We start from the raw sequence: 24,484 nt of genomic DNA, 5'->3' as shown, positions 1-24,484 counted from the left end.
GGGCGAGCTTTATGATTAAACAAGGAGTTATTTATGGAACAAACATGGCGCTGGTATGGTCCCAATGACCCGGTATCCCTGGACGATATTCTTCAGGCTGGTGCAACCGGCGTGGTCACCGCCCTGCATCATATTGCCAACGGCGAAGTCTGGCCGGTGGTACAGATTAAACAACGTCAGGCCGAACTGGCAGAAAAGGGATTGCAGTGGTCGGTGGTGGAAAGCATCCCGGTGCATGAAGAAATCAAAACCCGCAGCGGCAACGTCGAACAGCATATCGCCAATTACCAGCAGTCGTTGCGCAATCTCGCCTCCTGCGGGATCACCACGATTTGCTACAACTTTATGCCCATACTCGACTGGACGCGGACAGATTTGGGCTATTTGCTGCCAGACGGTTCCCGCGCGCTGCGATTTGACCAGACGGCCTTTGCCGCCTTCGAATTACATATTTTGCAGCGTGCCGGGGCAAAAAAAGACTACTCCGCCATTGAACAGCAGCAGGCCGCTGAATACTTTGCCGCTATGTCCCAGCAAGAGAAAGAGACTCTGACCGCCAATATCATCGCCGGTCTGCCGGGCACGGAAGAAGGCTACACGCTGGAGCAATTTCGCGCCAGACTGGCAACCTACGACGGCATTGATAAAGCACGTTTGCGCGAAAACATGGCCTATTTCCTGCGCGCCATCGTGCCGATTGCCGAACAGCACGGGCTGCGACTGGCGGTCCATCCAGATGACCCTCCGCGTCCGATTCTGGGCTTGCCGCGCATTGTTTCAACTATCGAAGACATGCAGTGGCTAAAAGACACTGTCGATAGTCTGCACAATGGATTTACATTCTGCACCGGTTCTTACGGAGTTCGCGAAGATAACGACCTGGTGAAGATGTTCGACACTTTTGCTGACCGGGTTCACTTTATTCACCTACGTGCCACCGCGCGCGAATCAACCCCCGGCAGCTTCCACGAGGCCGACCATCTCGACGGTGACGTGGATATGGTAGCAGTAATCAAATCCATTCTGACCGAGGAGCAGCGTCGCAGGGGATTAAACGATACGCGTCCTATTCCCATGCGGCCCGATCACGGCCATCAGATGCTCGATGATTTGCATAAGAAAACCAATCCAGGATATTCAGCGATTGGCAGGTTAAGAGGATTGGCGGAACTGCGCGGTGTAGAGCGTGCGCTGAAACAAACCCTGTTTTCCTGATTGCTTAAACGCCTGCCGCTTTATTTTCGAAATAGTAGCAGGCGTTTTTATTTGAAAATTACAGTGCGTATTTACTCAGCGAGCTTATTTGCTGCCAGCCAGCTTTTTACTTCGGTTACTTTACTCCCACACGATGCCTCTTCCAGTCACAAAATTGCTGCATTCGCTGTCGTTGATTCAGCGATTCTGGACGCAGTAATACGCGATGAAATTTAACCCGGCCATTACTCGCCCCAGGTCCTTTCAAGCACATTGATCCAGTTTTTGTGGCAGATATTTTCCAGCAGCGTCTGGTTATATCCGGCTTTGCGTAATGCGGCTTCCAGCTTGCGCAGGCCACGCACGTCAACCATATCTGGCGTCAGCGTTACGCCGTCAAAGTCCGAACCAAACCCAACGTTGTTTTCGCCAAGTTTCTCCACCAGATAATCGACGTGGCGCACCATTTCATCCACGGTGGCGTCTGGAGATTTCTTCCCATCTTCACGCAAGAAAGTCATACCAAAGTTTACGCCGACAAAACCATTGCTCTCTTTAATTGCATCCAGCTGTTTGTCGGTGAGATTGCGCGATTGTGCAGACAGCGCGTGAGCATTCGAATGGCTGGCCACCAGCGGCGCATCGCTGTGTTTAGCCACTTGCCAGAAGCCCTTTTCATCCAGATGCGACAGATCCACCATGATACGTTTCTGGTTACATGCTTTCACCAGCTTGATGCCTAAATCGGTCAATCCCGGGCCTAAATCAGGCGAGGACGGGAATTTAAACGGCACGCCGTGACCGAAAATATTCGGGCGGCTCCATACCGGACCTATTGAACGCAAACCCATCTGATAAAACACATCCAACATATAAAGGTCCGGGTCAATCGCCTCGGCCCCTTCGATATGCATAACTACAGCTAATGACTGATTTTTGATCGATTCACGGATCTGATTAGCAGTGCGGCAGATTTTAACTGCGCCCCGAGACGCATTTTCAATACGAATTAAAAAGGCCATCATGCCGATTGTGACGTCGCGCGCAGAATTTAGATCCGGCGTAGGATAAAAATCAGGATGTTTATTAATACCTTCCACTAAAAAACGCGTATCGATACCTGAACCCGGCACGATACTTGCTACTTCTGGTGAGTCAGGAAGTTTTGGCGAAGGTACATAGGCGGCGAAGAGACCTCCCGCGAAACCTGCCTCACGGCAGCGTGGCAGGTCCATCTGACCGCAAGCAGGTCCTTCAAGGAATGCCTGCTCGGGATTTTGATGATGATTTAACCAAAGTTGCATTAAAACATCATTATGACCGTCAAAAACCGGCACTGGGCTTAAATCTTCACTGACTTTGTTATTCATAAAAAGCTCTACCCTTGGTTAAACACGACAGGAATCAATCAGCTTTCGCTCTTAAAAGGTGCAATTCATGATTGAATACGCACCACCGGTGAGCAAATTTCGCATTACTTTTTTTGTGGCGAAAAGTGCTACCTGACGCGGCTGTGATGTTGTTCATTAGAGACAAAGCGCGGCGAACAAGTCAAGGGCAAGAGACTATAAAATTAAATTTTAAGTTTAAATATCAACACGATGGGAGTTATAATGGTCACAAGGCGTAATTTTATTACCGGTTTTTCTGCAATTCCTGTTTTATCTTATCTGAACTTCGAGAAAGTTTTTGCCGCAACGCCAAAATCGATATTGGTTATGGCCATTCAACTGGACATCATTACCAGCCTTGATCCCCACGAAGCCTTTGAATCTGTTGGTGAAGAAGTTACCGGTAACCTCTATCAGCAACTGGTAAAACCTAAGTTGACCGCCGCTGACGAGATTGAAGGCGATCTAGCCTTGTCATGGTCAGTTTCAGACGATAAAAAAACCTTCACCTTTAAAATGGACCCGAAGGCCAAGTTTGCCGATGGGACACCGGTTACTGCCGATGACGCCGCTTTCTCCCTGCAGCGTGTGGTCAAACTCGATAAGAGCCCGGCCTACATCATTAACCAATTTGGTTATACCAAAGATAACGTCGAGCAGTTTATCAGCGCACCAGATAAAGAAACGCTGGTGATTAAAACGGCCGATCCGGCTTCTGAATCCTTCATGCTTTACTGCCTGTCAGCCAACGTCGGCTGTATCGTGCAGAAATCGGCCTGTCTGGCCAACCAGAAAGGCGATGACCTGGGCAATGCGTGGCTGAAAACCAACAGCGCCGGTTCCGGTGCCTTTAAGCTGCGTGCCTGGAAAGTCAGTGAAACCGTAATTCTGGAAAGCAACAAAAACAACCCGCACGCCGGTAAGATTGAGCGCGTGATCATGCGTCATATTGTTGACCCTTCTGCCCAGATGCTGATGCTGCAAAAAGGCGATATCGATATTGCCCGCAACCTGACTACCGAGCAGCTGCGCCCGTTAAAAGACGACAAGAATTTTACCCTGGTACAGAAAGGCATCGCCGGTACGTTGATGGTTTCTGCTAACGTTGCCAACCCAAATCTGGCAAAACCTCAGGTCTGGCAGGCTATTAAATGGGCACTGGATTACGAAAGCATCCAGAAAAACATCATTCCACTGACTCATAAAATCCACCAGAGCTTCCTGCCTGAAGGCTTCCCGGCGGCAGTGAATACCATTATGTACAAACGCGACGTGACTAAAGCCAAAGCGCTGCTGGCAGAAGCCGGTTTCCCGAACGGTTTTGAAATCACCCTCGACCATTATTCTGCCTCTCCGTCTGCTGATATTGCACAGGCAATTCAGGCAAACCTCGGCGAGATCGGTATTAAAGTCACCTTGCTGGCCGCCGAAAGCCGTCAGGTACTGACGAAAATGCGTGCCCGTCAACAACAGCTGGCACTGACTCAGTGGGGCGCGGACTATTTTGATCCCAACTCCAATGCGGAAGCCTTCTGCAGTAACCCGGATAACAGCGATAAAGCCAAGAGCCGCACGCTGGCATGGCGTTGCAGCTGGCAAGACAAGGCCATTTCTGACCTCAGCAGCAAAGCTTTGCACGAGTCTGATCCCGCGACGCGCATCAAGCTTTACGAGCAGCTGCAAACCCAGCATATGGAAAGCAGTCCGTTTATGATCATGTTCCAGCCGACGCTGACTGCCGCCTGCCGCCATGACATCACCGGCGTGGTGTTGACTGTAATGAGTACCAGCCCATACGAGAAGGTTGTTAAAGCGTGAGCAAGAGACTCAAAAGTTTACTGAGTACCTGCATCAGCGTTTGTCTTACTTTGTTTGGTCTGTCGGTGATTACTTTCTTTATCGGAAGAGTCATGCCGACCGACCCGGTACTGGCTGCGGTTGGCGATAATGCCCCGGAGTCAGTTGTCGAACGTGTACGTCATGAAATGGGGCTGGATCAGCCCCTTTGGATGCAGTTTTTACATTATCTCAGCCAATTGGCGCACGGCGACCTCGGTCGCTCTGCGTTAACCTCAAATCTGGTGACTCACGATATTGCGCGCTACTTCCCGGCGACGCTGGAACTTGCCACGGCGGCAATTATTATCGCCGCGCTTATCGGCATACCGCTCGGCGTCTGGGCAGCAACGCGTCAAGGTAGTTGGATTGACCAGACTATTCGCGTGGTCTGTCTGGCCGGTCACTCGCTGCCGGTGTTTGTTCTGGCACTGCTTTCACTGTTGATTTTTTATTCAGTGCTGGGGATTGCGCCAGGGCCTGGCCGTCAGGACATTATCTATCAGGATATGATCCCGCAGGTTACCGGACTGCTCACCGTCGATTCCTTACTGGCCGGTGATATGGGTGCGTTTTGGGATGCGCTGGCGCACATGGTGCAGCCGGTGCTGATTCTGGCCTATTTCAGCATGGCCTATATCACCCGTATGACCCGCACCTTTATGCTCAATGCGTTGGGTGGCGAATACGTTATCACTGCTCGGGCAAAAGGGCTTTCTGCCAGCCGGGTTATCTGGAAACACGCTTTTCCAACTGTGGGCGTTCAGCTGATTACCGTTCTGGCACTGACTTATGCTGGTTTGCTTGAGGGCGCGGTAGTAACCGAAAACGTCTTCTCGTGGCCGGGCCTGGGACAGTATCTGACCGTCTCGCTGATGAATGCCGACATGAACCCGGTTATCGGTTCCACCCTGCTGATTGGCGCAATCTACGTGCTGCTTAATCTGCTTGCCGACCTTCTCTACCGACTTCTGGACCCACGCGTAAAATGACCAGCTTATCTTCACGACCGGGGTCTCGGGCATGGTTGCTCGATGAAACTCCTAAAACACGTACCCAGGCGGTTTGGGGTCGACGCTATCGCATCTGGCTTGGCCTGCGTTCCAATCCACTCGCGCTGATTGGCCTGATCACCGTGTTGGTGGTGTTGGCCATTTCGATTTGCGCCCCGCTGCTGACCCATTATCAGCCCGGCGATCAGGATTTAGCCAACCGTCTTGCCAAGCCTTCTGCCCTGCATTTGTTAGGCACTGACGAGCTGGGTCGCGATACCTACAGCCGCATTCTTTATGGCGGGCGTATTACCCTCGGCATGGTGATCGTGGTGGTGGCGATCGTTGCCCCTCTTGGCCTGCTGATAGGCTGCGTGGCAGGCTACGCGGGCGGACTGGTTGACCGTATTCTGATGCGCATTACTGACGTGTTTCTGGCTTTTCCACGTCTTATTCTGGCATTGGCTTTCGTCGCTGCTCTCAAGCCCGGCGTCGAGAGCGCCATTCTGGCTATCGCCCTCACTGCCTGGCCGCCGTATGCGCGACTGGCGCGAGCGGAAACCATGCAGGTTCGCGGCACAGATTATATCGCCGCCTGTCGCCTGACGGGCGCTACGCCGGCACGTATCGTATTGCGCCATATCATGCCGCTGTGCGTGCCAAGCCTGGTGGTGCGCGTCACGCTGGACATGAGTTCAATCATCATTACCGCTGCCAGCCTCGGATTTTTGGGCATGGGCGCGCAGCCGCCGTCACCAGAATGGGGGGCGATGATCGCAACGGCTCGCCGTTTCCTGTTCAGCGAATGGTGGGTGCCGCTCATCCCGGCTATCGCTATTTTTGTCACCTCATTGGCCTTTAACTTTCTCGGCGATGGTTTACGTGACGTCCTCGATCCCAAGGAACGCTAATGCTGGTCGATATCAAGAATTTGCATATTACGTTTGAAACCCGCAGCGGCAGTTTTGATGCCGTGCGCGGGGTATCTTTACAGTTGGGAAAAGAAAAACTCGGTATCGTTGGCGAAAGCGGTTCGGGTAAATCACTCACTGCCCGATGCCTGATGAACCTGTTGCCGTCCAGCGCTAAATGTCGTGCCGATACCCTTTCGTTCGATGGTATTGATTTGCGCAACGCAAGCGAAAAACAGATGCGCCAAATCCGCGGTAAGCGCGTCGGTTTTATCCTGCAGGATCCGAAATACTCACTGAACCCGGTGATGACCATCGGCAATCAGGTCGCCGAAGCCTGGCGAACTCATAAGGGTGGCAGCAAACGTCAGGCCATGGAAGCCGCCATTGACCTGCTGGATCAAGTCAAGATCCGCGACCCGCATAAAGTCGCCGAACGCTATGCCCACGAGGTTTCCGGTGGTATGGGTCAACGCGTGATGATTGCCATGATGCTGGCTCCCGACCCGGAACTGATGATTGCCGACGAACCCACCAGCGCGCTGGATGCCACAGTGCAGGCCGAAATTCTGCGTCTGCTCGATGACCTGGTTTCCAGCCGCGGCATGGGGTTGATTCTTATAAGCCATGACTTGCCGCTGGTGTCGAGATTCTGCGACCGCGTGGCGGTAATGTACTCCGGACGTATCGTCGAGACCTTGCAGGCCGGCGATCTGCGAAACGCGCAGCATCCTTATACGCGTGGATTACTGGAGTGTCTGCCGTCGTTGACTCACCCTAGAGACCGGCTGCCGATACTGGTTCGTGACGAGGCCTGGAAAACAGCATGATTACTTTAGACCAACTGCGCATTTCATTTGGCGAAACCGAAGTCGTCAAAGGAGTCAGCTTTAACGTTGCCAATGGCGAAAGCTTTGGCATCGTCGGCGAAAGCGGCTCGGGGAAATCCACTATTTTACGCGCGCTCGCGGGGCTAAATCAGCACTGGTCCGGCGGCATGGACATTGGCGGCGAACCCCAGTTACCCAAACGCCCCAAGCGTTTCTATCGCCGGGTGCAAATGGTGTTTCAGGACCCGTACGGCTCGTTGCATCCCCGTCAAACCATCGACCGGATTTTGGCTGAACCTCTTACCGTACACGGCTTTCTGAATGTCGAAAAACGTATTGCCGACGCGCTGAATGAGGTTGCCCTTCCGCAAAGCGTGCGTTTTCGTTTCCCACATCAGCTTTCTGGCGGCCAGCGGCAGCGTGTGGCGATTGCCCGCGCGCTGATTTCCGAACCAGAGGTTTTGCTGCTAGATGAACCGACTTCCGCGCTCGACGTTTCGGTACAGGCGGAAATCCTCAACCTGCTAACCGATATTCGCCAGCAAAAGAAATTAACCTACGTCATGGTGACTCATAATTTAGCCGTCGTAACGCATCTTTGCACCAGAATCGGAGTCATGATCGGTGGTCAAATGGTGGAGCTTGTGAGTGCGAACGATCTACGGGCGGGTAACGTGTCACATCCGCATACTGCCGAGCTCAGAAAATTAAGTCTGGACCTCGAAGAACCGGATATCGACCAGGACATTTAAATTTCAAATTAGCCAATGTCATTGGCGTTGTCGCCAGGCGGTAACTGAGCAAGCCCCGATGAGCTGAAATTAATCAGTGAGTCGGGGGGTTGTAAGCAGCCAACGCCGTGATAACGCCAAAGATGAAGGATAATGAGGACTTCCATCGTGACTTCTATTAACTGGCAAGCGGGAATTTCCGCTGCAAAAAAAGTAACCGATCGCTGGAATCAACCGGGGGAACCGGGGGGTGCCATCACCTTGTTTGATAGCACGTCGTTAAAGGGAGAGGCCTGTGGTGGTCTGGCAAATCTGACCACCAACGAGCCATTCAGCATCGAAAGCGTAGTGCGTTACGCTTCGGTAACCAAGCATATTTTCGCCACACTGGCCCTGCTTCGCAGTGATGCCGGTCTATCAACCGATGACACACTGGGTCAACATCTACCACAGCTGAAAGGTCCGATGGCGAAAGTCACTATCGGACAGGCGCTGGATATGACCGCCGGCCTGCCTGACGTGCGCGAGACCCTTTCCCTGCTGGGGATCTCGGTTTATAACGCCACCGACGCGGATGCGCTGATCGATTTTCTGGCCAGCGACGGTAGCCTTAACTTTGCGGCAGGAAGCGAAATTTCCTATTCGAACACCGGCTACCGTTTGGTAGAAACCATTCTGAAACAGAAAGGCATTTTGTTCGAAGACCTACTGCAACAGCACATCGCCAAACCGCTGGATATTGCTTTCCACGCGCCAGAAACCTGGTTCGATATTGTGCCAAATCTGGTGCCTGGTTATTGGAAATCGCAGACCGGGTGGCAGACATCTGCTGCGGGTTTGCATCTTTCTGCCTCGGGTAGCCTGACAGGAAGTCTGCGGTCGCTCTCTGGCTGGTTACAAAGCCTGTTGGCTGACGTCGGGCCGGGCGAAGGCGTATTGAAACACCTATCCCAACTGCGTTTTCTAACCAATGGTACGCCGACAGCTTACGGGCTGGGCATTACCCATTCGAAAATCGGCGAAAATCAATTGTTGGGTCACGGCGGCTCACATGCCGGTTACAAAACCTATTTCCTGCTTGATCCTCAACGTAAAGTTGGCGTCGCGCTGGTCTCGAATCGCGAAGATACCGCATCTTATTCCGCCCTGCTGGATGTGATGTCTGCCCTGCTGGAAACCCCATTACCGGCGCGAAGCACGGCGCTGGTCGATGGGCTTTACACCAGTCTGGCTGAACCGTATTGGTTATCGGTCGATAACGGCGTGGCCAGTTATCTTGGCGCAAGTGAAAATTTGTATCAGGGCGAGGATGGCAGTTCGGTATCACTATCAGCTCATTTGCCAATGCGTTTGAAAATGAACGGCACGGCGATTGAGGGCGAAATTGGGTTGGCCAGGCGCTATTTTATTCCTGCAGAACCCAACGATTGTCTGCCGATGATCCAGGGGCGTTGGTTTCATCCTGAATCGAAAGCGGCCTTTGATATTGAAGGCGACGAACTGAAAATGGGCATTGGTCCATTGCGCGCCAGCGGTAAGATGGTATCGATTGGTCAAGGTCGCCTGCTGGTTAACATGCCGGATGGCCCGTGGCAAAAATCATTCTGCCTCTATTTCCAGGGCTATGACGTACATGTGATCTCCAACCGCAGTCGCGTATTAATTTTCCGTCGCGACGAATGCCGGATAAGCTGGGAGCCAACGGCCTAACGATGCAAAAAATCGCCTTTGTCTATGAAAATAGGCAGAGGCGTTTTTTGTAAATCAGACAATCCATTGACTGGAAGCCTTCCGCCTTACGTGCCTTGGTTTAATAAATTACAGTATCAAAATTGCCAGTCCATTGAGGCTATTGATAATGTATAAATCGACTGTATTAAAACCTGTAATTAATAAATCGCCCGCCATCAAAAATCTGCCGACTTCCTCTACTAACTCAACGTCCAGCAAGGATAATTCAGCGTTGTCCGCTGTAGGCAGTGTGCAAGCTGCGTTGCAAAAAATGGCTCTAGGTGCAAATGGTCACTCCTCAGGTGGCTCGCAAAACGCTAACTCGGCTTATGATCACATGGTCAGTAACGGAGATGCATGGAAAGAGTTGAATGGTCGTGGAAAAGAGGCAATATCTTTACTCTCTAAGAGTAATATTAATAAATTACAAAGTAGTATACCAAACCCTCTGGAAAGAGAGTTCATTGCTAATTTTAAGCAGCAACCTTTTTATCTTTCACACTTCTCTTCGAAAGACGTGCGCAATAAACAGGGCTCGGCAGAATTCTTATCTCGTAAACAGCTGCAAAAGAAAAAGGTAAGTTTCAATACCAAGAACACGGCACAGCTAGATCTCGATAGTTTTGCGACCGATGACTTTGTGTTTTTTGCTCTGGAAGTCGGAGATAACAATCAAAAAACCTCAAGCAGATTTGGTGATATCAATTATCGTATTCCCCTGGATGCGGTTAAAGATGATATTAAACAATACGGGCATCTTGAGGCTGCCGACTTGGCACAGAATGATCAACGTCCTGGCACCAAAGTACCCGACTGGGTAAGTTATGATGATAAAGATAAGTTTTTCCAAGGCGATGTTATAGATCATGAGATTATAGATTTGGTATTTTACGGCAAAGATATGATCGAGGGACTGGCCTACCGAATTGTGCAGGATCTTAGGGAGTTTTCATCTGCTACACGGGACAAAGCATTAAAAATGAAAGACAGCAAGGAGGTCAATGGTTTAATGAACTCACTATACCGTCCTCAAGTGTTATTCCCACACTCGCTTATTCTTGATCCCAAGCAGTTTAAATATAATGCAGCTTCTAATAAATCCTCGGCCTCTAAAGCCGCGCCGCTTGAAAGAAAAACCGTTCCAGCTGTGCAGCATTTTTATGTTTAAGCTAATGTTCAGCAGACTTGATTTTCCGTCGCGACGAATGCCGGATAAGCTGGGAGCCAACGGCCTAACGACGCAAAAAATCGCCTTAGTCTATGAAAATAGGCAGAGGCGTTTTTTGTACTTAATTTCATTAAATCATTTAGTTATCAAATATTTTGTCAATCAAATAGACGTCTACCATTGACTATGCATGGTAGACCTTCACATCAGGGCTAATAGTTTACTCTATAAGCCTATATATGCCGCACTATGGAAATCGATTTCCCATTGTAGAACCTGCGCATATAAACCTGATAGCTGCACCTGCTCCAATTCACTAAACTGTTCGGCTGATTGGTCTAATTCGTCTTTCAGCCAGCTCGCCTGATCGATAAAGGTTTTCTCCGCATGCATTAAAACCCAATCTTTAATATCCGAGTCAATAATGTCAGCGCGGATAACACGGCTGCACCAGTGGTAATACATCCACTCGGCACCAAACATCAGGATCAGAATTTCTGTATAAGATCCTGATTCCGCGACGCGTAACATGCCTTGACTAAAACGATAGACCCCCGGCGCACCCCGTAAGTAATTTTCCGGCGTGACGTTTCTTTTTACCATCACTCTTTCGAAATAGGCGATTTGCTCATTGGCCAAGGCATCCAAAACGCCAATTAACCAGCGCTGCTGGCGAATATCCGGTGCCTTGATGACTGCGTAAGAAAAAATGCCGATTGCCGTGGCAACAAAATCGCCTTCGAATACCAAGTATTGATTGAACACCTTTTCGGGCAGCTTACCCTGCTCAATATCGGTGACAAAACGATGCTGCTGCATCGCCTCCCATACAACCTGATTTTCCGCCAGCAAGCGATCGGTGAAACTCTGCTGTGCCATGCTCATTCCCCCAGCTCTGCCTGCGCCACAGACATAAAGTGTTTGACCCGTGCAGGGTCAACCTGATTCCACCACACACCGCCGAACTTCAACGTGCTGGCGATAATCACTCCCTGAGTTCGCTGTAAAATCTGACAGATGTTGTCCGGCGTTACGCCAGATCCCACAAGCAGCGGAAGTTCGGTAGCCGCGCTAATTTCGTCGATCTCGTCCATCGTGGCGCTGTCGCCGGTCCGTTGACCGGTAGCAATAACCGCATCGGCCTGGAAGAAATCCACATCGCGAGTTAGCTCGGTTATCGTTCTGTCTGCCACGATCGCGTGGCTGCCGTGCTTGACGTGGCTGTCGGCAAACACCTTGATATGCTCGGCCCGCAGCTGTGAACGATAGCGCAATGCCTTGGCCGCAGCCCCCTCGATAAAACCTTCGTTGGCAATATAGGCATTGGCCCATTGATTAACTCGCACGAAATCTGCCCCCCCGGCCAACGCAGTGGCAAGTGCCGGGATAGCCGCGTTGGCCAGCACATTGATGCCCAGCGGACAGCCAAACTCTTTTTTAATACGGTCGGTAATTACGGACATAAAAGCAGCCGTTTCATAACCAATATCTTCGGGTTTTGAAAAAGGAATATCACCGTGATTTTCAATTATCAGCCCGTGAACGCCACCAGACAAATAAGCTCTGGCATCACTCAAAGCGATATCCATAATTTGATTAATTGATTTTCCACGGTAATTAGGCGAGCCTGGAAAAGGTTCGCAGTGAACTACGCCGATTATTGCCTTTTTCCTTGAAAATATCTCTTGTATCGCACTGGTTTTTTCTGCTGATATAGATGCCATAACATCACTCTCCTAAGGAATATTTCATGCAAGTTTTCGTTGTCGGCAATATTAGCGTGGACGAAACCTATCTAATTAATGAATTGCCGGATAAAGGCGCGTCAATTCATGGAATAAAAACCCATCAAGACCTCGGTGGAAAAGGCGCAAATCAGGCTATTATTCTGTCACGATGCGCTATTAAAACCACCTTGATTGCTGCCATTGGCAATGACAGCCATGGTCATTGGTGCAAAGAAATAATTAATCATGAGCCATTAACCCTGCTTCCAAAAAAACCTGGTGATTGCCGCACTGATACCTCGCTAATATTAAACTGTGCCGATGGAGACAATGCCAACATAACAACCACCACGGCAGCTAACTATTTGCATCTGGACGACATCCAGCAAGCATTTTTATTATCAGCGCCTGAGGACGTGGTATTACAGCAGGGTAATTTCAGCTTTGAAAAAACTGCTGCCGTTTTTACCCTTGCTCGCGAGAAAAAATTAACCACCGTTTTTAATCCCTCACCGGTCAAACCTGCTTTCACCCAACTGTTGCCGCTGGTTGATGTCCTGGTCGTCAATCAGCTCGAAGCCCAGCTTCTTGGTGCTGCCGAAGATATTCCCCTCGCCGCCGCCAATCTGCTCAATGCAGGTGTAAAGCAGGTTATCGTCACCCTTGGCGCACAAGGCTCAATGTTGCTCGATGCCCAAGGGATGCATCAAGTCCCTGCCGAATCAGTCACCGTTACCGACACCACCGGCGCCGGTGACACCTTCCTCGCCGTGATGCTCGCCTGCGCGATACAGCGAGAAAGTCACATCACCCCAGACGACCTGCGCCGTGCCGCACGCGCTTCGGCCATCACCATAAGTAGAACCGGCACGCTGAGCGCCTTTCCGACCCAAAGCGAACTGGCTGAAATTTTGCGCTAACTCCAAACCTGAGCAGTCTTGCCAAACGCCGCTAAAGCCTGGCGTTGTAGCAAGACAGCCAGTGAGCTGAGCCCCAGGAGCTTAGTCAGATAAGTGACTGGGTTCAGCGATTGCGGCCAACTAAATACGGATCAAAGGACAACGGGTAAACAATTACTTAAATTGGGCGCGGAACGCATCCACATTATCCTTGGTTACCACCGTCGCAGGCACATTGATCGTTTTAGCCACCGACTGACCGGCAACCACTTTATTTAGCGCCTTAACTGCTTCAACTCCCATATTTAACGGGTCCTGTTGCAGCACCGCAGTGACATAGCCTTTATCAATGCCAGTAATTGCTTTCGAAGTCAGATCCCAGCCGAACACCTTAATATCATTTTGACGCCCCTGATTCTCTACCGCCGCAATCGCCCCCAATAATGCAGGTTCGCCGGTAGCATAAATCGCGGTCATATTCGGGTTACCAGTAATCAAATTTTCAGCAGCCGTCAGGGCATTATCCTGAATATTCTGGCCATCGACTACGCCAACCACGGAAATACCACTGTGGCCTTTAAGCGTATTTTCAAAACCTTTCTGACGATCGTTTTGAATGGCTGAATTCAATGCGCCAACAATCCCGACTTTGGCTTTATCACCCATGTTGGTTTTCACGTAATGAGTAAAATAGTTACCGAGAATTTCGCCACCCTTGATGTTATCGACACCCACCTGCGCCTTTTGCTGACCGGCCGGCAATACGGCATCGATAGCAATTACCGGAATATTTTTAGCTGCCGCTTCAGCAATGGCTGGCATAATGCCGTTAACATCGATGGCATCGACCATAATGCCTTTCACGCCCTGCTGGATATAATTTTCGATAGCATCATTTTGCGAGACCGGATTATTGTTGGCATTGTAAACCACCAACTTAACACCGGTTTTCTTCGCTTCATCGGCGGCACCTTTATTCATCTGATTAAAAAACAGAGCCTGCTGGTTAATTTGTACCATTGCATAAGTTGGAGCTTCGGCAGCATTAACAGCGCCAGAGAATAACATCGTGAGGGTAACCGCTGCGAGAGCGGTTCGGGTGAAGAGAGCCATTTGTGAAGTAATATTTTTCTTACCGGCATTAATCAACATAATCACATCCTCATGAGTCGAAAAAGACAACGATAAACTCGATCGATAATCGTAGAGAATGCGGCAGGCGCAGCGCTGTTCTCAACCAAGATCGTTCGAATGACTGTTGGCGACTCAAATATCGGGAAGACTGATGACTAACTCGAAAAGCCACGTTCCAAACGAAGCAAATTCGATAAAGCTTTGTGACAGGTAATTGCCGAATACAATTGAACCTGGTGAAAAAAAAGTCAAGAGGAAAGTTTGGCTGCAATCTAAAACGCAGATTACGCGCTCGCTATCTAATGGCGGATCTTCATCTTATTAGCTTGATTTATTGAGAATAGTCCATTTTCATTATCAATAAATTTAAAGGAATTCAAAATTTATACCGATAAACTCCCCGAAAATGATAAATCGAAAATGAGACTTGTAAGGACACGGGCGATTTCGAATCACGGACTTTTACCCTCAACGGGTAGTCGTAAGCACGCCAATCATCGCAAATAATAGAATTTTAAGCCCGCAACAAGCACTCTGCACAATTTAATTGTTCCATGCTTCGGAGTTTGTAATATGCTGTCTATCACTTGGGATTAGTGCGAATCTGGCTGCATTTAGCGGCCCTGACGTAAAGAAAGCAGGGATAAATTATGGCTCATAGAAGGGTTGTGTTATCAGACGTAGCGGAAATGGCAGGGCTTTCGAAAGCTACCGTCTCACGGTATCTGAACAACAGCATTAATTTGCCACAACAAACAGTGCAGCGAATCGAAAACGCGATAAACACCTTGGGTTATCGCGCCAATAGCCTGGCTCGCCGACTGAGCATGGGCGGCAGCGAAACCATCGGTCTGGTGCTGCCTGACATCGCCAATCCCTTCTTTGCCGAATTGGCCGATGCCGCTGAAGAGGCTGCCTCAGAGCATAAATACAGCCTGGTTCTTTGCGTGACCCGCAACAATCTTGAAAAAGAATGCCAGTTTATCCGCTGGCTTGATACCCGCCAGGTTGATGGCCTGCTGTTTGCGACTAACCGACCGGACAACGGCCAATTATATATTGAGCTGAAAGATCAGCGCCACGTGGTGCTAATTGACGAAGATGTGCCCGGTTGCGATATGCCGAAAGTCTTTTCCGACAATGTACGCGGCGGTGAACTTGCCACTCAGGCCCTGATCGACGCTGGACACCAGCACATTGCCTTTGTCGGCGGCCCTGACGAGTTGATGAGCGTGCGCGAACGCCATCAGGGATATCGGCAGGCGTTGCTGAAAAGTAACATTCCCTATGATTCGAGCCGCGTTTTGTATGGTGATTATGACCGCAATTTTGGTCGCCAGGCTCTGGATCATCTCCTTGCCCTGTCTCCTCCACCCAGTGCTATTTTTGCCGCCAGTGATTATCTGGCGCTGGGTCTGCTCGACGGCGTTCGATCAAAAGGCCTTAGCGTACCTGAATCACTTTCGCTGGTAGGTTTTGATGACGCAATCTATTCAGACCTAATCACCCCGAGGCTTTCGACCATTCGCCAGTCAGCCCGAGATCTTGGCCGTACAGCGGTTGAAATGCTGATAAAACTGTTTAACGAAGATACTGACGTTCAGCCGATTTCACGCATTCCGGTGGAATGGGTGTCGCGAGATTCCGTTTCGCCGTGGCATTCCAAAGGTTAAAATTTCGCCCCATTTTGGCTCTATCGCTCAAAAATGGGGCAGACTATTTTTTATCCAAAAGAATTACCCATGTTTACCAGATAGCATTCTTACTGCCTTCGGACAATAATTATTCCTTTTCATAAAACGGTTTAATTAGCTGTTTTATAATGATTTAAAACCTCCTTCTCTTGTCTTGCATCAGCTTGCCTTCACCTACAATTCGATAAATTGGCACGCTTAGTGCAAATTTATTTTTGGCGACTCAGATATCCACACTCATTGGTTTGTTAATCGGTTGAGCGGGAATAGCCGTTTCGCCGTTATTTTTGTCATTTGGGTAAACCGGTTTACAAGGAAAGGGAAATCGGTAATGGCGAATAACGGCGAGGCTAAATGCAGGCAATATCGGCCTTTTTCAGGCCCTGCCAATGTGCTTTCCGCCCGCCTCTTTCGTGATGGAGCAGATTTATGTCCAGAGACCTGTCAGGCCCGCCGAGGGTTGAGATGATTAATATCACCAAAACCTACGGTTCAATCCGCTCTCTTCGCGGCGTTAATCTCAGCCTTGCTCCGGGAGAAGTCCTCGGGCTGGTCGGCGATAACGGCGCGGGTAAATCCACACTCACTAAAATTCTGGCCGGCGCGGTGGTTCCCAGCAGCGGCACACTGCGTATCGACGGTGAAGAGGTTAACTTTAGCAACCCTTCAGATGCTCGTCGTTGTCACATCGAGATGGTTTATCAGGACCTGTCTCTTTGCGACACCGTTAACGTGGCGGGTAACCTGTTTATGGGCCGCGAGCCGCAAACTCGCTTGCTGGGCATTCCTTTTCTTGATGAAAAAAAGATGCATGAACAGGCCCACAAGATGCTGAAAGGTTTGGGGATTTCGATTCCTGATACCCGGCTTCTGGTGCGCAATCTGTCTGGCGGTCAGCGTCAGGCAATCGCCATCGCACGCGCCGCGGCGTTTGAACCCAAAGTGTTGATTATGGACGAACCCACCGCCGCATTGGCCGTTGCCGAGGTTGAGGCCGTGCTCGAACTGGTCAGGCGGGTTAGCGCTCGCGGCGTTTCGGTGATCCTGATAACTCACCGCTTGCAGGACTTGTTCCTGGTCTGCGATCGAATAATGGTGATGTACGAAGGCACTAACGTTGCTGACCGAAAAATTGCCGACACCAGCCTGTCTGACATCGTCAACCTGATTGTCGGGCAAAAATTCGAGGCACATTCGGCTCGTGAAACTGTCCCTCACTGAGTCTTTCATAAGGTAAGCCCATGAGCATTGTGAATATGTCCAGTCCACGACTGATTAAACATTCGCTATCACGCCGCATCCTGCACAATCATTCTGGCGTGGTCAGCATTGCGGTTTTCTTTATTTTTTGCTGCGTGGTTTTCACTTTCGCAACCGATGATTTTCTTTCGAAATACAACTGGCTGAATATTTTACGCCAAAGCGCCCCGCTGTTGATTGTCGCCGCAGCCATGACTCTGGTTATCACCACTGGCGGAATCGACCTCTCGGTAGGATCTACGCTGGCGTTGGTCGGCGCGCTTTCGGCTATCGCGCTAAACAACTGGGGCTGGCCGTGGCCGGTAGTATTGATGGCAGGTCTGGCTTTAGGCGCAGTGATTGGTGCGATTAATGGTTATTTTATCGCTTACGAAGGCATACCGGCATTTATTGTCACGCTGGCAACACTGGCAGTGATTCGCGGCGTTGCGCTGCTGCTGACGCAGGGTTATTCAATTCCAATCCCTGAAAACAGTGACTTTATCTGGCTGGGGCGAGCCTGGCTACTGGGGCTGCCGCTGCCGGCGATCCTTGGCGTGCTCGCACTGCTGGCAGGTCACGTGTTACTGACTCATACCCGTTTTGGTCGCTATGTTACCGCTATCGGTGCTAATGCCGAGGGCGTGCGCCGTGCGGGGGTCAACACACGATCTATCACGCTGTGGGTGTATATGCTGAGCGGCATGGCGGCGGCGCTGGCGGGAATGATTATCACCGCCCGCCTCGGCAGTGGTTCATCGAACCAGGGTGAAGGTTTCGAGCTACAGGTGATTGCGGCTGTGGTGTTAGGCAGCACCAGTCTGTTTGGCGGATTCGGCACTATCATCGGCACGCTGCTCGGCGCGCTGTCGATTGCGGTTATCCAAAACGGTTTGATCCTCTCCCACATGTCGCCGTTTTATACCCAAATCGCCACCGGGTTAATTATTTTACTGGCCATCTGGCTTAACACGCGCATTTTCAATCCCGCTCGAACTAGTAAAGGATAGCGCTCATGACTTCTGGTTCATTATTTCGCCATCCCGACCCGTTTCCGCTGGGTGTTACCAGCGGTCATGTGACTACCGTGCTCGGGCCAATGCCGGTGAGCAGCCTGGGTGTCACGCTGATGCATGAGCATATCCTGCTCGATGCTTCCGGCAAGTGGGTGCCTCCCTGCTGCTGTAGCGATCGCCATATTGCTGAAATGCCGGTCAAAATCGAAAATCTTGGCGAGCTTTCACTAAATCCCCTGGCAAGTCGGGACAATTGCCAGCTTTTTGACGTCGATCTGGCAATTGAAGAGCTGATGAAATTCAAGGCGCAGGGCGGGCAAAGCGTGGTGGATCCAACCAATATCGGCATCGGCCGCGACCCGAAAGCGCTGCAACGGATTTCACGCCTGACCGGGCTAAACATCATTATGGGCACCGGTTTTTATCTGGAACCTTCGCATCCTACCTATGTTAAAACCCATTCTTTGGAAACGCTGACCGATCAGATTATTTATGACGTGGGCGGTTTCACCGACAAGCCGGAAGTCATTGCCGGGCTGATTGGCGAAATCGGGGTCTCAAGCGCCTTTACCGCCAATGAGGAAAAATCGCTGCGCGCCGCAGGACGGGCCAATGCCGCAACCGGCGTGCCCATTGAGGTGCATCTGCCTGGATGGGAGCGTTTGGGCCACAAAGTGCTGGATATTCTGGCGGAAGAAGGGGCTGACCTGCATCACACCGTGCTGTGTCATATGAATCCCAGCTTTGCTGATAAAAATTATCAAAGAACGCTGGCCGAACGCGGCGCTTTTTTGGAGTACGACATGATAGGTATGAACTATTTCTATGCCGATGAGAGTGCCCAGTCTCCTTCAGACGAGGAAAATGCGCAGGCGATTAAATCGCTTATCGACGATGGATTCATTAATCAGGTATTACTTTCTCAAGACGTGTTTCTTAAAACAATGCTGACCCGCTTTGGCGGCCACGGCTATGGTTATATTTTAAAACATTTTGTTCCCCGCCTGCGCCGTCATGGGGTGAGCGGCGAACAGCTGGAACAGCTGCTGATTAACAATCCGCAGCGCGTTTTCGGCACTATTATTGTTTGATACTCGTTTGCCCACACCAGGGAAACCTATGAAATCTGAACTTTCAGTGATTGAACTGACGCAAAAACTGCTGGCTTTTGACACCATCAATCCACCGGGCAATGAGCAAGACTGCCTGCTGTGGCTGAGTGAATATCTTCGCCAGCACGGCTTTGAGGTCGCCGAGCATCCGTTTGGTGAAAAAAGAATGAATATTATCGCCAGTATCCGCGGGAACTCGTCAGGAAAGCCCTTGGCATTTTCGGGACATCTGGACACTGTGCCGCTGGGCAATGCCCCGTGGCAGTATGATCCATTTGGCCGCGACGTGGAAAAGGGTCGGCTGTATGGCCGTGGCAGCAGCGATATGAAAGCGGCCGTGGCGGCGTTCATTGTGGCCTGCATCAACGAATACGAGTCGTGCAAAACCGGCAGTGGCGTAGTGCTGTTACTGACAGGCGGTGAAGAAACCGGTTGTGACGGTGCGCGGGCGTTGATTCAAAACGCCGAAATCGAGCTTCCACTGCCCTCGGCGGTGATTGTCGGCGAGGCTACCGCCAACTATCCGGTGATTGGTCACAAAGGGGCATTATGGCTACGTTGCGAAACTCATGGAAAAACCGCGCACGGCTCAATGCCGGAACTGGGAATCAACGCCATTTATCTGGCGGTGGATGCGATGGGTAAAATTCGCAGCTTCGAACTCGGCCCCGCGCATCCGTTGATGAAAAAGCCCACGCTAAACGTCGGCGTTATTCGTGGCGGGTTAAATATTAACTCAGTACCGGATCGCGCCAGTTTTGACGTCGATATGAGAACCGATCCTACACTAAACCATTCAGATATCAGGAAAAAATTGCAGCATCATTTAAGTGACGCCGTCACTATTTCAACACTGGTTGACCTGCCTGCGGTGTTAACCGATCGCCTGCACGGCTGGGTCCAGCAAACCATCGCACTGTGCCAGCCTTATCACTCCACACCGATAGAGCCGCGTATTGTGCCTTATTTTACCGATGCCGCCCTGCTGCTTGCTGCGCTGGGCAATCCCCCCTGCGTGATCCTCGGACCGGGTGAACCTTCCATGGCTCACCAAACAGATGAATACTGCGAAGTGCAGCGTTTGGAGCAGTGCCTGACAATTTACCAACGGCTTGTCAGGGCGACGACGACGCCTAAATCATAAATCCCAACCTGGGCATGGCAAAACGGATGGGAATTGGCATAAACGTGGTCGCAGTAGCGTTCTTGAATAAACGCTTTTTCACCTTTGCCACTTCAATATCTTTCAACAAAGCCCGATCCCGCGGAACCAATACCATTGGCTTGCCAGTGGCTGCCCGCTTCAGAGTAGAACTTGTGTATATAGTATCGTCTCCATAGGCTATCACTGGGCAATTCAATCTGTTGGCAAGTTTCTGAGCATGAAAATTGCCGTAACAGCTGATTAGGTGCAATGATTTTCCTCGAACGTTCTGCTCAAGGTCAATCTGGAACTTATCTTTCACCTGTGAAACCATGCCACAGGCGTCCACCCCATTACTGCCATCGACAAAAAGATAGTCCGGCTTACCGTGCATGATGACGGCCGGATTGTCCCCTGCCGCGAAATTCCTGATGTAACCATTTTCACCGCTGGCAATTTTTTCCCCATTTGCAGCTATATCAAAATCGTAATAAAAAACGCGTGTTTCTGGATTGGTATCTATATTTTCCACGCTTTCTTCTAAGGTGGCCGAGCCAGCCATTTTGCCAACCAAACTCTCACTGCTTCTCAGCGCCCCTGTAAATCCCGCCCCCATCGATAGAATGCCCGTCGCCATAGACAACCAGCCCAAAGTTGCCGAGGCCTTTGGTTGGCTATCTTGGGTGACTGCGCTGGCGATGCCGGTGATATCTGCTGCCAGAGCACTTCCCCCGACAACCAACGTTACGCTGGAGGCTCCAGCCAAAGCTCCCATGATACTTCCTGCAGCGGCAATTGACGCGCCACCGGTGTAGACGGCCGCCAAAACGCCCACAATACCCAGCCCTATTCCCAACCCGGTTTGCCAGCTCATATGGCCAGAGGGATCGGCACGATTAATCGGGTCACCCTCACAATAGGCATAGGGATTAATTCCCCCGGAACCAAACGGGCTCCAGCTGTCCGGGTTGTTAAAGCGCATCAGTAGCGGACTGTAAGCCCGATATCCATTACCTAAATGGCTTACACAGCCAAGAGGATCGCTGCGTTCGCCGCTAAATCCTAAAATTGTTTCGGTCATAAACTTTCCAATTAAGTAAAAGGCGTATTTATGACCTCTCTACCGGCATATTAGAAATCATATTACATCACAATAATCATACTGTTGGCACTGACCCCGTGGCAGGTCCGTAGACTTAACAAATCCTCAATCCAACCATAATAAAAAGCGGACTTAGTTCACAATTCACGAAAATTCCATTTTAAAATGTATCATTCGGTTCGCAATAGCACTTATTGTATAACCCTAGATAAGACAAGGCTTTGCGCACAATTTTGTGTAAATTATCATCATAAATCGCCTTAACCATTTACTTTAGTTACGAAACTATCTATTCACCCATTAAAAGAAGTGAATTAACATCAGCGAAACATTTAACAATATATCGGTCACATTTAGTCAATGACGTACCTAATGATTCGATATTTTCAAACAATGGCGTTTTTTGCATCACCTTTACATCAGTTTTTTTATACGACAGGGCTCCGAACTAAACGGAATGTTTTAACCGACTGATTTTACGGAAAACCACCATGATCAATCTTTCACGCCGCCGAGTTGTACTTGGTACTGCGAGCGTTCTTGCGGCCGGTTTCGGCAGCCAGTTGCTTGGCAGCAGTGTGTTCACCAATCTGGCGCTGGCAGCGCCGCCTCTGGCCTCGGCGATAACGATGCCAGACAACTTTATGCAACTCTCCAAAAAGCTGACCGCAATGGACAACCTGGAATCCCATTTGGGTCAGGCTCTGTACAGCTGGCTGCATCATGCAGAGTTGGATGCTCAACTTGATGCGTTGACTACCCTGCTTGACGCCCACAGCGATGTGATTGGCGATCCTTTGCATCAGTTGTTGGCACAGCAGCCCGCGGCGTTGGGGCAGCTTTACCAACAGCTGGTTAATGGCTGGTATCTAGGCGTAGTTGGCCAGCCCGGCACTCAGGTCTGTATCGGCTTTGAAAATATTGTGAGCTATGAACTCGTGAAAGACAGTCTATTACCCCCAAGTTATGCGGTTGGCGAACCGAACTTCTGGATCCACAAGCCTGAAAGCGAGGTAGCAACCCATGGCTGAAGCATTGAACGCTGACGTAATCGTCATTGGTGCAGGTATTGCCGGTTCTCTGGCTGCCGAAAAGATGGCTAAAGCCGGAGTTTCCGTGCTGATGCTGGACTCAGGCCCGTTTTTCAAGCGTGATGAAGCGGTTGAGCTGTTCCGCCAGTCGCCGCTGAAAGGCGATTTTACCGAGCCTTATCCGGCAAAGCCGTGGGCACCACAGCCAAAGTTCCAGCCAAAAGATAATAACTATCTGATTCAAAAAGGCCCGGACGTGTATGCAGCACAGTATCTGCGCGGTGTCGGCGGTACTACCTGGCACTGGGCCGGACAGGCTTTCCGTCTGCTGCCTAACGATATGAAAATCAACACCCTTTATGGTGTGGGTCGCGACTGGCCAATCAGCTATGAAGACTTGGAGCCTTATTACTCCGAAGCTGAAATTAAAATGGGCGTTTCAGGTGATGACGATTTAGGGTCACCGCGTTCTCAGCCTTACCCGCTGCCGGGCATCCCATTGTCTTACGGCTTTGAACGAATTAAAGAACGCGTTGCGCCGCTGGGCTACATTGTCGGTATCGGCCCTCAGGCCCGTAACAGTATTCCTTACGACGGTCGTCCTGCCTGCTGCGGTAACAATAACTGTATGCCGGTTTGCCCGATCGACGCGCAGTATCACGGCGGTATCTCTGCTCGCCGCGCCTATGAGGCTGGCGTACGTATCATCGCCAACGCAGTGGTTTACAAAATTGAAGCCGACGACAGCGGTAATATCGTGGCAATCCATTATCTGGATAAAGAAAAGCAGACCCATAAAGTTACGGGTAAACGTTTCGTTCTGACCGCTAACGGGCTGGAAAGTCCAAAGCTGCTGCTGATCTCTACCAGCGACAAGTATCCCAACGGTATCGCCAATAGCTCTGGCATGGTAGGTCGAAACCTGATGGACCACCCAGGCACCTCGGTCGAATTCCTGGCCGACGAGCCGGTTTATTTTGGTCGTGGTCCAATGCGTCCGGGCAGTATTAACAACCTGCGTGACGGCTCTTGGCGTAACGAGCGCTCTGCGCTCCGCGTTGACCTGGCAAACACCTCGCCGGTGCGTTCTCTGACCGAACGTCTGGTGAAACAGGGCTATTACGGCAAGGCACTGAATGACAAGCTGGCCTATCAGGCACCCCGCTACGTGCTACTGAACTGCCTGCTGGAAATGCTGCCAGAGCCGGAGAACCGCGTTGTGCCAAGCAAGACCGAGAAGGACGAATGGGGTATTCCACGCCTCGAGGTGTATTACAAGTTTCCGGAATACGTCAACAAAGGCTATGACCAGTCGATGATTGACTTCAAGAAGATCGCCGAAGCCATGGGCGGAACGGAAGTTGTTTACAGCAAACGCGGCGTTTACAACAACAACCAGCACATTACCGGCACCATGATCATGGGCAGCGATCCTAAGGATTCGGTCGTGGACGGCAACTGTCGCACCCACGATCACCCGAACTTGTTTATCGCCGGTACCGGCATCATGCCTTCTGCTTCAACCGTTAACTCGACGTTAACGGGAACAGCGCTGGCGCTTCGCATGGCGGACTCGGTGCTGAAAAGCCTGGCCTGATTCTT

General features: G+C 50.7%; 22 protein-coding genes. 16 read left to right on the top strand and 6 right to left on the bottom strand.

Annotated features, from left to right (window positions below):
• Positions 1-33 precede the first annotated feature (33 nt).
• Entirely contained in the window at positions 34-1,215 is a 1,182-nt protein-coding gene (uxuA, locus tag AB3G37_RS11105) for a mannonate dehydratase (protein WP_369790722.1), read from the top strand.
• Positions 1,216-1,439: 224 nt separating this feature from the next.
• Here the strand turns inward: uxuA and AB3G37_RS11100 are convergent, their stop codons facing one another.
• The gene (locus AB3G37_RS11100; RefSeq protein WP_009639110.1) at positions 1,440-2,564 is read right to left on the bottom strand and encodes a dipeptidase; all 1,125 of its coding nucleotides are present in this window, start codon (positions 2,562-2,564) and stop codon (positions 1,440-1,442) included.
• A 243-nt stretch (positions 2,565-2,807) separates the two neighbouring features.
• Between AB3G37_RS11100 and AB3G37_RS11095 the strand changes: the two genes are divergently transcribed.
• Genes AB3G37_RS11095 through AB3G37_RS11075 form a run of 5 tightly spaced genes read left to right on the top strand, consistent with a single transcriptional unit; the run spans position 2,808 to position 7,906 of the window.
• Positions 2,808-4,403 carry an ABC transporter substrate-binding protein gene (locus tag AB3G37_RS11095; protein ID WP_009639111.1) on the top strand — a complete coding sequence of 532 codons (1,596 nt, stop codon included), beginning with the start codon at positions 2,808-2,810 and terminating at the stop codon, positions 4,401-4,403.
• Positions 4,400-5,413, top strand: a complete 1,014-nt coding sequence (locus tag AB3G37_RS11090) for an ABC transporter permease (protein ID WP_037379540.1) — start codon at positions 4,400-4,402, stop codon at positions 5,411-5,413. Before AB3G37_RS11095 ends, AB3G37_RS11090 begins: the two co-directional genes overlap by 4 nt.
• On the top strand, positions 5,410-6,324 hold the full coding sequence (locus tag AB3G37_RS11085) for an ABC transporter permease (RefSeq protein WP_369790721.1): 915 nt from the start codon (positions 5,410-5,412) through the stop codon (positions 6,322-6,324). Before AB3G37_RS11090 ends, AB3G37_RS11085 begins: the two co-directional genes overlap by 4 nt.
• Positions 6,324-7,154 carry an ABC transporter ATP-binding protein gene (locus tag AB3G37_RS11080; protein ID WP_009639114.1) on the top strand — a complete coding sequence of 277 codons (831 nt, stop codon included), beginning with the start codon at positions 6,324-6,326 and terminating at the stop codon, positions 7,152-7,154. Before AB3G37_RS11085 ends, AB3G37_RS11080 begins: the two co-directional genes overlap by 1 nt.
• Positions 7,151-7,906 (top strand): ABC transporter ATP-binding protein, encoded by a 756-nt coding sequence (locus AB3G37_RS11075; RefSeq protein WP_369790720.1) that lies wholly within the window; start codon positions 7,151-7,153, stop codon positions 7,904-7,906. Before AB3G37_RS11080 ends, AB3G37_RS11075 begins: the two co-directional genes overlap by 4 nt.
• An 8-nt stretch (positions 7,907-7,914) precedes the next feature.
• Here the strand turns inward: AB3G37_RS11075 and AB3G37_RS11070 are convergent, their stop codons facing one another.
• The gene (locus AB3G37_RS11070) at positions 7,915-8,052 is read right to left on the bottom strand and encodes a hypothetical protein (RefSeq protein WP_369791033.1); all 138 of its coding nucleotides are present in this window, start codon (positions 8,050-8,052) and stop codon (positions 7,915-7,917) included.
• Between AB3G37_RS11070 and AB3G37_RS11065 the strand changes: the two genes are divergently transcribed.
• Together AB3G37_RS11065 and AB3G37_RS11060 are read left to right on the top strand one after the other, a co-directional pair.
• Complete coding sequence (locus AB3G37_RS11065) at positions 8,039-9,595, top strand: serine hydrolase domain-containing protein (RefSeq protein WP_369790719.1); 1,557 nt, start codon at positions 8,039-8,041, stop codon at positions 9,593-9,595. The two genes, AB3G37_RS11070 and AB3G37_RS11065, sit on opposite strands and share 14 nt — an antisense overlap.
• A gap of 148 nt (positions 9,596-9,743) precedes the next feature.
• A complete protein-coding gene (locus tag AB3G37_RS11060) occupies positions 9,744-10,784 on the top strand; it encodes a hypothetical protein (protein WP_369790718.1) in 1,041 nt (346 codons plus the stop codon).
• 225 nt (positions 10,785-11,009) lie between these two features.
• Here AB3G37_RS11060 and AB3G37_RS11055 read toward each other — a convergent pair whose 3' ends face one another.
• Positions 11,010-11,663: a TenA family protein gene (locus AB3G37_RS11055; protein ID WP_369790717.1), complete on the bottom strand. Its 654-nt coding sequence runs from the start codon at positions 11,661-11,663 to the stop codon at positions 11,010-11,012.
• A gap of 2 nt (positions 11,664-11,665) precedes the next feature.
• The gene (locus AB3G37_RS11050; RefSeq protein WP_369790716.1) at positions 11,666-12,508 is read right to left on the bottom strand and encodes a BtpA/SgcQ family protein; all 843 of its coding nucleotides are present in this window, start codon (positions 12,506-12,508) and stop codon (positions 11,666-11,668) included.
• 26 nt (positions 12,509-12,534) lie between these two features.
• Here AB3G37_RS11050 and AB3G37_RS11045 point away from each other — a divergent pair, with 26 nt between their 5' ends.
• The gene (locus AB3G37_RS11045; RefSeq protein ID WP_369790715.1) at positions 12,535-13,431 is read left to right on the top strand and encodes a PfkB family carbohydrate kinase; all 897 of its coding nucleotides are present in this window, start codon (positions 12,535-12,537) and stop codon (positions 13,429-13,431) included.
• Between the two features lie 153 nt (positions 13,432-13,584).
• Here AB3G37_RS11045 and AB3G37_RS11040 read toward each other — a convergent pair whose 3' ends face one another.
• The gene (locus tag AB3G37_RS11040) at positions 13,585-14,523 is read right to left on the bottom strand and encodes a substrate-binding domain-containing protein (RefSeq protein ID WP_369790940.1); all 939 of its coding nucleotides are present in this window, start codon (positions 14,521-14,523) and stop codon (positions 13,585-13,587) included.
• Between the two features lie 671 nt (positions 14,524-15,194).
• Here AB3G37_RS11040 and AB3G37_RS11035 point away from each other — a divergent pair.
• The 5 genes from AB3G37_RS11035 to AB3G37_RS11015 all read left to right on the top strand — a co-directional run bounded on the left by AB3G37_RS11035 (position 15,195) and on the right by AB3G37_RS11015 (position 20,749).
• Positions 15,195-16,217 carry a LacI family DNA-binding transcriptional regulator gene (locus tag AB3G37_RS11035; RefSeq protein ID WP_037379551.1) on the top strand — a complete coding sequence of 341 codons (1,023 nt, stop codon included), beginning with the start codon at positions 15,195-15,197 and terminating at the stop codon, positions 16,215-16,217.
• A gap of 486 nt (positions 16,218-16,703) precedes the next feature.
• Positions 16,704-17,459 (top strand): ATP-binding cassette domain-containing protein, encoded by a 756-nt coding sequence (locus AB3G37_RS11030; RefSeq protein WP_369790939.1) that lies wholly within the window; start codon positions 16,704-16,706, stop codon positions 17,457-17,459.
• Between the two features lie 29 nt (positions 17,460-17,488).
• Positions 17,489-18,487: an ABC transporter permease gene (locus AB3G37_RS11025; RefSeq protein ID WP_369790938.1), complete on the top strand. Its 999-nt coding sequence runs from the start codon at positions 17,489-17,491 to the stop codon at positions 18,485-18,487.
• Positions 18,488-18,492: 5 nt separating this feature from the next.
• Complete coding sequence (locus tag AB3G37_RS11020) at positions 18,493-19,584, top strand: phosphotriesterase (protein WP_369790714.1); 1,092 nt, start codon at positions 18,493-18,495, stop codon at positions 19,582-19,584.
• A 28-nt stretch (positions 19,585-19,612) separates the two neighbouring features.
• Positions 19,613-20,749 carry a M20 family metallopeptidase gene (locus AB3G37_RS11015; protein ID WP_369790713.1) on the top strand — a complete coding sequence of 379 codons (1,137 nt, stop codon included), beginning with the start codon at positions 19,613-19,615 and terminating at the stop codon, positions 20,747-20,749.
• On the opposite strand, the gene AB3G37_RS11010 is transcribed toward AB3G37_RS11015, so the two are convergent.
• Entirely contained in the window at positions 20,739-21,830 is a 1,092-nt protein-coding gene (locus tag AB3G37_RS11010; RefSeq protein ID WP_369790712.1) for an RHS repeat-associated core domain-containing protein, read from the bottom strand. The genes AB3G37_RS11015 and AB3G37_RS11010 overlap by 11 nt on opposite strands.
• Before the next feature lie 512 nt (positions 21,831-22,342).
• Between AB3G37_RS11010 and AB3G37_RS11005 the strand changes: the two genes are divergently transcribed.
• Positions 22,343-22,882, top strand: coding sequence for a sugar dehydrogenase complex small subunit (locus AB3G37_RS11005; protein ID WP_009636204.1), 540 nt, complete (start codon positions 22,343-22,345; stop codon positions 22,880-22,882).
• Positions 22,875-24,479 (top strand): GMC family oxidoreductase, encoded by a 1,605-nt coding sequence (locus AB3G37_RS11000; protein ID WP_009636205.1) that lies wholly within the window; start codon positions 22,875-22,877, stop codon positions 24,477-24,479. Before AB3G37_RS11005 ends, AB3G37_RS11000 begins: the two co-directional genes overlap by 8 nt.
• The last annotated feature ends 5 nt before the right edge of the window (positions 24,480-24,484 follow it).

The organism is Rouxiella sp. WC2420 (assembly GCF_041200025.1).
Taxonomy (GTDB): domain Bacteria; phylum Pseudomonadota; class Gammaproteobacteria; order Enterobacterales; family Enterobacteriaceae; genus Rouxiella.
This window is presented reverse-complemented; position numbering and strand designations above follow the sequence as displayed.

What these genes read in the sequence shown, in the direction of transcription:
- AB3G37_RS11000 (WP_009636205.1), top strand. Translation starts at nt 22,875, where the DNA reads ATGGCTGAAGCATTGAACGCTGACGTAATCGTCATTGGTGCAGGTATT.
- AB3G37_RS11075 (WP_369790720.1), top strand. Translation starts at nt 7,151, where the DNA reads ATGATTACTTTAGACCAACTGCGCATTTCATTTGGCGAAACCGAAGTC.
- AB3G37_RS11055 (WP_369790717.1), bottom strand. Translation starts at nt 11,663, where the DNA reads ATGGCACAGCAGAGTTTCACCGATCGCTTGCTGGCGGAAAATCAGGTT.
- AB3G37_RS11020 (WP_369790714.1), top strand. Translation starts at nt 18,493, where the DNA reads ATGACTTCTGGTTCATTATTTCGCCATCCCGACCCGTTTCCGCTGGGT.
- AB3G37_RS11005 (WP_009636204.1), top strand. Translation starts at nt 22,343, where the DNA reads ATGATCAATCTTTCACGCCGCCGAGTTGTACTTGGTACTGCGAGCGTT.
- AB3G37_RS11100 (WP_009639110.1), bottom strand. Translation starts at nt 2,564, where the DNA reads ATGAATAACAAAGTCAGTGAAGATTTAAGCCCAGTGCCGGTTTTTGAC.
- AB3G37_RS11050 (WP_369790716.1), bottom strand. Translation starts at nt 12,508, where the DNA reads ATGGCATCTATATCAGCAGAAAAAACCAGTGCGATACAAGAGATATTT.
- AB3G37_RS11085 (WP_369790721.1), top strand. Translation starts at nt 5,410, where the DNA reads ATGACCAGCTTATCTTCACGACCGGGGTCTCGGGCATGGTTGCTCGAT.
- AB3G37_RS11070 (WP_369791033.1), bottom strand. Translation starts at nt 8,052, where the DNA reads ATGGAAGTCCTCATTATCCTTCATCTTTGGCGTTATCACGGCGTTGGC.
- AB3G37_RS11040 (WP_369790940.1), bottom strand. Translation starts at nt 14,523, where the DNA reads ATGGCTCTCTTCACCCGAACCGCTCTCGCAGCGGTTACCCTCACGATG.
- AB3G37_RS11010 (WP_369790712.1), bottom strand. Translation starts at nt 21,830, where the DNA reads ATGACCGAAACAATTTTAGGATTTAGCGGCGAACGCAGCGATCCTCTT.
- uxuA (WP_369790722.1), top strand. Translation starts at nt 34, where the DNA reads ATGGAACAAACATGGCGCTGGTATGGTCCCAATGACCCGGTATCCCTG.
- AB3G37_RS11030 (WP_369790939.1), top strand. Translation starts at nt 16,704, where the DNA reads ATGATTAATATCACCAAAACCTACGGTTCAATCCGCTCTCTTCGCGGC.
- AB3G37_RS11015 (WP_369790713.1), top strand. Translation starts at nt 19,613, where the DNA reads ATGAAATCTGAACTTTCAGTGATTGAACTGACGCAAAAACTGCTGGCT.
- AB3G37_RS11060 (WP_369790718.1), top strand. Translation starts at nt 9,744, where the DNA reads ATGTATAAATCGACTGTATTAAAACCTGTAATTAATAAATCGCCCGCC.
- AB3G37_RS11065 (WP_369790719.1), top strand. Translation starts at nt 8,039, where the DNA reads ATGAGGACTTCCATCGTGACTTCTATTAACTGGCAAGCGGGAATTTCC.
- AB3G37_RS11045 (WP_369790715.1), top strand. Translation starts at nt 12,535, where the DNA reads ATGCAAGTTTTCGTTGTCGGCAATATTAGCGTGGACGAAACCTATCTA.
- AB3G37_RS11035 (WP_037379551.1), top strand. Translation starts at nt 15,195, where the DNA reads ATGGCTCATAGAAGGGTTGTGTTATCAGACGTAGCGGAAATGGCAGGG.
- AB3G37_RS11080 (WP_009639114.1), top strand. Translation starts at nt 6,324, where the DNA reads ATGCTGGTCGATATCAAGAATTTGCATATTACGTTTGAAACCCGCAGC.
- AB3G37_RS11095 (WP_009639111.1), top strand. Translation starts at nt 2,808, where the DNA reads ATGGTCACAAGGCGTAATTTTATTACCGGTTTTTCTGCAATTCCTGTT.